2 protein-coding genes are annotated in these 5,314 nt (G+C 66.4%); both read left to right on the forward strand.

The genetic code is table 11. The features are described 5' to 3' along the window. Positions 1-726: phosphopantetheine-binding protein (locus ACFC4D_RS46345; protein ID WP_376073306.1), on the forward strand; the 726-nt coding region annotated here is incomplete at its 5' end. 5 nt (positions 727-731) lie between these two features. Next, positions 732-5,314: amino acid adenylation domain-containing protein (locus ACFC4D_RS46350; protein WP_376073309.1), on the forward strand; the 4,583-nt coding region annotated here is incomplete at its 3' end.

Genomic DNA, 5,314 nt, shown 5'->3' on the forward strand with positions numbered 1-5,314 from the left:
ACGGGTGATTTGGTGCGCTGGAATGATTCCGGTGCCCTGGAGTATCTGGGTCGTGGCGATGATCAGGTGAAGATTCGTGGGTTCCGGATCGAACTCGGCGAAATCGAAACCGCGCTGACACAGTGCGCGGGTGTGGTGCAATCCGTCGTGGTCGCTCGAACGGACGGCGGTGGCGTACCCCGTTTGGTGGGATACGTTGTTGCCCAACCGGATACGGATCTCAAGGGCGGCGGGCTGCGATCCGCGCTCGCGCAATCGCTGCCCGGCCATATGGTGCCATCGGCCGTCCTGGTGCTGGATCGAATTCCATTGAGCCTGAATGGCAAGGTCGATCGTCGGGCACTGCCCGCACCGGATTTCGGAGCGCTGGCCTCGGCGCGCGTACCGCGCGACGCCCGCGAGGAAACGCTGTGCGCGCTGTTCGCCGAGGTGCTCGGCGTGGAACGGGTCGGGATCGACGATTCCTTCTTCGATCTCGGCGGCGACAGCATTCTCTCGATTCGACTGGTGACCCTCGCCCGTACCACCGGCGCGCGAATCACCCTGCGCGACATATTCATACATCAGACCCCGGCCGAACTGTCCGCGGCTGTCGAATGGCTGACCGCGGCCGAACTCGCGGCGGCCGATGCGGCTGCTCGGGTGCAGGACCACGAACCGCTCGTCGATATGAGCCAGGACGAGCTGGACGATATCGAGAACTTCCTCGAGGGAGATTTCCTGTGACCGCGATGAACTCCAGGCGTGTCGATAGCATTCTTCCGCTCTCACCGCTGCAGCGTGGATTGCTGTTCCACAATGAATTCTCCGGTGCGACCGATGTGGACGTGTACGCAATCGTCACCGTGGCCACCATCGACGGTCCACTGGACGTGGAGATATTGCAGGCCGCGGTGACCCGGCTGCTGGCCAGACACGCCAACCTGCGCGTCTTCTTCCGCAAGCGCAATGACAAAGACCCTGTGCAGGTGGTGCTGTCGGCGGTGCCGTGCGAACTCGCCCGCATCGAACTGGCCCATATCCCGGCCGCCGAGCGGGACTCGGCGTGGCAGCGAGAACTGCACCGGATTCGCAATGAACGGTTCGTGCTGTCCCGGCCGCCGCTCATTCGATTTCACCTGGTCGAATTCGGCCCGCACGAGCACAAACTCGTGGTGTCCTGCCATCACATCCTGCTCGACGGCTGGTCCATTCCGTTGCTGATGCAGGATCTGTTCCTGCTCTACCGAAATGGCGGCCGGGATGTCACCGCGCCACCCCCGCCGTTCGAGGCGTATCTGCGCTGGATCAGCAAGCGAGACCTAGGAGTTTCCGCGGCCCGCTGGGCCGAATCATTGTCCGGCGCCGAACCCGCGCTGCTCGCCGCCGACCATGGGCGGGCCGAGCGGGTGGAACCGGTGGATATTCTCTTCGACCTGCCCGCGGAGTTGTCCCGCGGACTCGAAGACGTGTGCCGGCGGCTCGGCGTCACGATGAGCAGCGTCATGCGGACCGCATGGGCGCTGACGCTCGGGTTGCAATTACGGAGTTCGGACGTCGTCATCGGCGCGACGGTCTCGGGCCGGCCGCCCGAGGTGGATGGCATCGAACGCATGATCGGCCTGTTCATCAATACCGTGCCGGTGCGCGTCGCCTGGGGTGCGGACCAGAGCCTGGCCGCGGTGATCCGGGAAGTGCAGCACCGCAAGGCCGATTACGTCGATGACGAATACGTCGGCCTGCCCGAGATCTACGCGGCCGGTGCGCGTCGCGACCTTTTCGACACGCTCATCATCTTCCAGAACTATCCGATCAACCTGACCGGCGCCGCCATCTCCGACGATTCGGCGACCTCGGTGCGCAGCCTGGTCGGCATGGACGGCACGCACTACGCGGTGACCATCGTGGTATTCCCCGGCGAGGTGCTGGAGGTTCGGTTCGCTTACCGGCCCGAACTGGTCTCGCCCGCCACCGCGGAGCTACTGGCCGGGCGGCTGGTGCGCGTCCTGGAATCGATTGCCGCGCGGCCCGAACAGCTCGTTTCTCAGGTGTCGCTGTTGTCCGCGGTGGAGCGGCATCGTGTGTTGGAGGTGTGGAACGATACGCGGCGTCCGGTGGTGGGGGGGTTGTTGCCGGAGTTGTTCGCTGCTCGTGTCGGGATGGCTCGGGATGCGGTGGCGGTGGAGTTCGGTGGGCGTGGGTTGTCGTATGGGGAGTTGGATGCGGCGTCGAATCGTGTTGCGCGGTTGTTGATTTCGCGGGGTGTGGGTGCGGAGTCGTTGGTGGCGGTGTTGTTGCCGCGTTCGGAGTTGTTGTTGGTGGTGTTGTTGGGGGTGTTGAAGTCTGGTGCGGGGTATGTGCCGATTGATCCGTCGTATCCGGTGGAGCGGGTGGGGTTCATGTTGGCTGATGCCGAACCCGCCGCGGTCATCACCGATTCGGCGACCGAGGCGGTGTTGGCCGGTGCCGGGCCGGATCATCCGGCGCCATCGGCACATTGGCTGCTCATGGACACGCCATCGCTGACCAGTCAGCTATCCGAGCTCGACGACACCGCGCTCACCGGTGCGGAACTTGTTGCGCCCCCGCATGAGTCGAGCGGGGCGTACGCCATCTACACCTCCGGTTCCACCGGCACCCCGAAGGGCGTGGTGGTGCCGCACGGCGCCCTGTCGAACTTTCTGGCGCAGATGCGGTCCACACTGCGACTGGGCGAGCGGGACACCTGGCTGGCGGTGACGACGGTGTCGTTCGATATCGCCGCCCTCGAGCTGTACCTACCCCTGGTGTGTGGCGCCCGGGTGCTGATCGCCTCGGACGCGGCGACGCGCGATGCGCTGATTCTGGCTGACGAACTGCGCGATTCCGGTGCCACCATCATGCAGGCGACACCGTCCATGTGGGCATCGCTGGAAGCGTCCGGCGCCGCGCTGCCGGACGGCCTGCGGGTGCTCGTCGGTGGTGAGGCCCTGCCGCCGCCGCTGGCCCGAACGCTGGCGACCCGGGCGCGTTCGGTGCTGAATGTGTACGGGCCGACCGAGGTGACGGTGTGGTGCACACAGTCCCCGGTGACCGCGGAACGCGCCGAGACGCCGACCATCGGCAAACCCTTCTTCAACACTCGGGTCTATGTACTGGACGACGGGTTGCAGCCGGTGCCGCCCGGGGTAATGGGTGAGCTGTACGTCGGCGGCGCACAGCTCGCGCGCGGCTATCACGGCCGCGCCGGACTGACCGCCACTCGCTTCGTGGCCGATCCCTTCGGCGCGGGCCGGCTCTATCGGACCGGTGATCTGGTGCGCTGGAACGCTTCCGGTGAACTCGAATATGTGGGCCGCGGCGATGATCAGGTGAAGATTCGCGGCTTCCGGATCGAACTCGGCGAGGTCGAAACGGTTTTGGGCGCGTCCGCCGGTATCGCCCAGGCGGTGGTCGTTGCCCGCGCCGATGCCGCCGATGTGCGGCAGTTGGTCGGCTACGTTGTCGCCGAACCGGATACGGCGATCGACGGTGCGCGGCTGCGTTCCGAGGTCGCCGCCGTGCTGCCAGCGCATATGGTGCCGTCGGTGGTGGTGGTACTGGAGCGATTCCCGTTGACCCCCAATGGGAAGGTGGACCGGCGCGCCCTACCCGCAGCGGATTTCGCGACCGCGGTGTCCTCGCGGGGTCCGCGCGATGCCCGCGAGGAGGTGCTGTGCGGGTTGTTCGCCGAGGTACTCGGTCTGGAACGGGTCGGCATCGATGATTCCTTCTTCGACCTCGGCGGGCATTCGCTCTCGGCCCCGCGCCTGATCAACCGGGTGCGTTCGGTGCTGGGACTCGAATTGACCGTGCGTGATCTCTTCGCGGCGCCCACCGTGGCACTGCTGCTGGAGCGCGGCGTTGCCGCATCGGAGAACGTCCGCCCCGTGCTGGTTCCGATGCCTCGGCCCGAGGTGGTGCCGTTGTCGTTCGGCCAGGCGCGGCTCTGGTTCCTCAATCGATTCGAGGACGCGTCTGCGGCGTACAACGTACCGGTGGTGCTGCGCATGCGGGGTGCGTTGGACCCGGCGGTGCTCGAACAGGCCCTGCGCGACGTTGTCACCCGGCATGAAGCCCTGCGCACCGTATTCCCCGAGATCGAGGGCGTGCCGAGGCAATTGGTCATCGACTCCGACGCGCTGGCGGAGCGCTGGGAATACTCGAGCACCCGCGTCTCGGCCGCCGCACTGCCCACCGCCGTGGCGGGCGCGATCGATCGCGGCTTCGATGTCGCTCGTGAATTGCCGCTGCGGGTGAGCGTTTTCGAGACCACCGCCGAGGCCGCGGAGGTGCGCGAGTTCGTATTGGTCGCGGTCCTGCACCACATTGCGGCCGACGGCTGGTCCATGGCGCCGTTCGCCCGCGATGTGGCCGTCGCGGTGGCCGCGCGGCTCGCGGGAGTCGCGCCCGCCTGGCGGCCCCTGCCGGTCCAATACGTGGATTTCACGCTCTGGCAGCGCGAAGTGCTCGGCTCCGAACGCGATACCGGCAGTGAGCTTTCGCGGCAGCTGGGTTATTGGAAGCGCACCCTCGCGGGCGCACCCGGCGAGCTGCCTCTGCCTGCCGATCGCATCCGCCCGCTCACACCCGCCTACCAGGTCGCCACGGTTCCCCTCGAATTGCCACCGGCGGTCCATCGCGGCCTGCTCACGGTGGCGCGAGCGGGCGGGGCGAGCGTGTTCATGGTGCTGCACGCGGCGGTGACGGTACTGCTGTCGAAATTGGGCGCGGGCACCGACATCGTGGTCGGTACGCCGATCGCGGGACGGTCCGACGAGGCGCTGGACGAGCTCATCGGATTCTTCCTGAACACCCTGGTGCTGCGCACCGACCTCGCGGGCGATCCATCGTTCGCCCGGGTCGTGGAGCGAGTGCGCACGGCCGACCTCACCGCCTTCGAACATCAGGACGTGCCGTTCGAACTGCTGGTGGAGGCGCTCAATCCGGAGCGGGCCCTGAATCGGCATCCGCTGTTCCAGGTAGCGGTGGTGCTGCAGAACAATATTCAGCCCCACCTATCCGTGCCGGGGCTGGAGGTACAGGCCGAACCGGTCGAGGAGACGACGAAGTTCGATCTGGAATTCAACTTCACCGATCACTATGACGCCGAGCGTTCCCCGCGGGGCATCACCGGGCGGCTCCGATATTCGCCGGATCTGTTCGATGCCCGCACCGTGGAACAGATGACGGCCAGATTCGTGCGACTGCTGGAAAGTGTTGTGGCCGAACCGGATCGGCCGCTTTCGAGATTGTCGCTGCTGTCCGAGGTGGAATTGCGGCAGGTGCTGGGGACCTGGAACGATACCGTGCGGCC

It is taken from the genome of Nocardia sp. NPDC056000, assembly GCF_042269265.1.
GTDB lineage: Bacteria > Actinomycetota > Actinomycetes > Mycobacteriales > Mycobacteriaceae > Nocardia.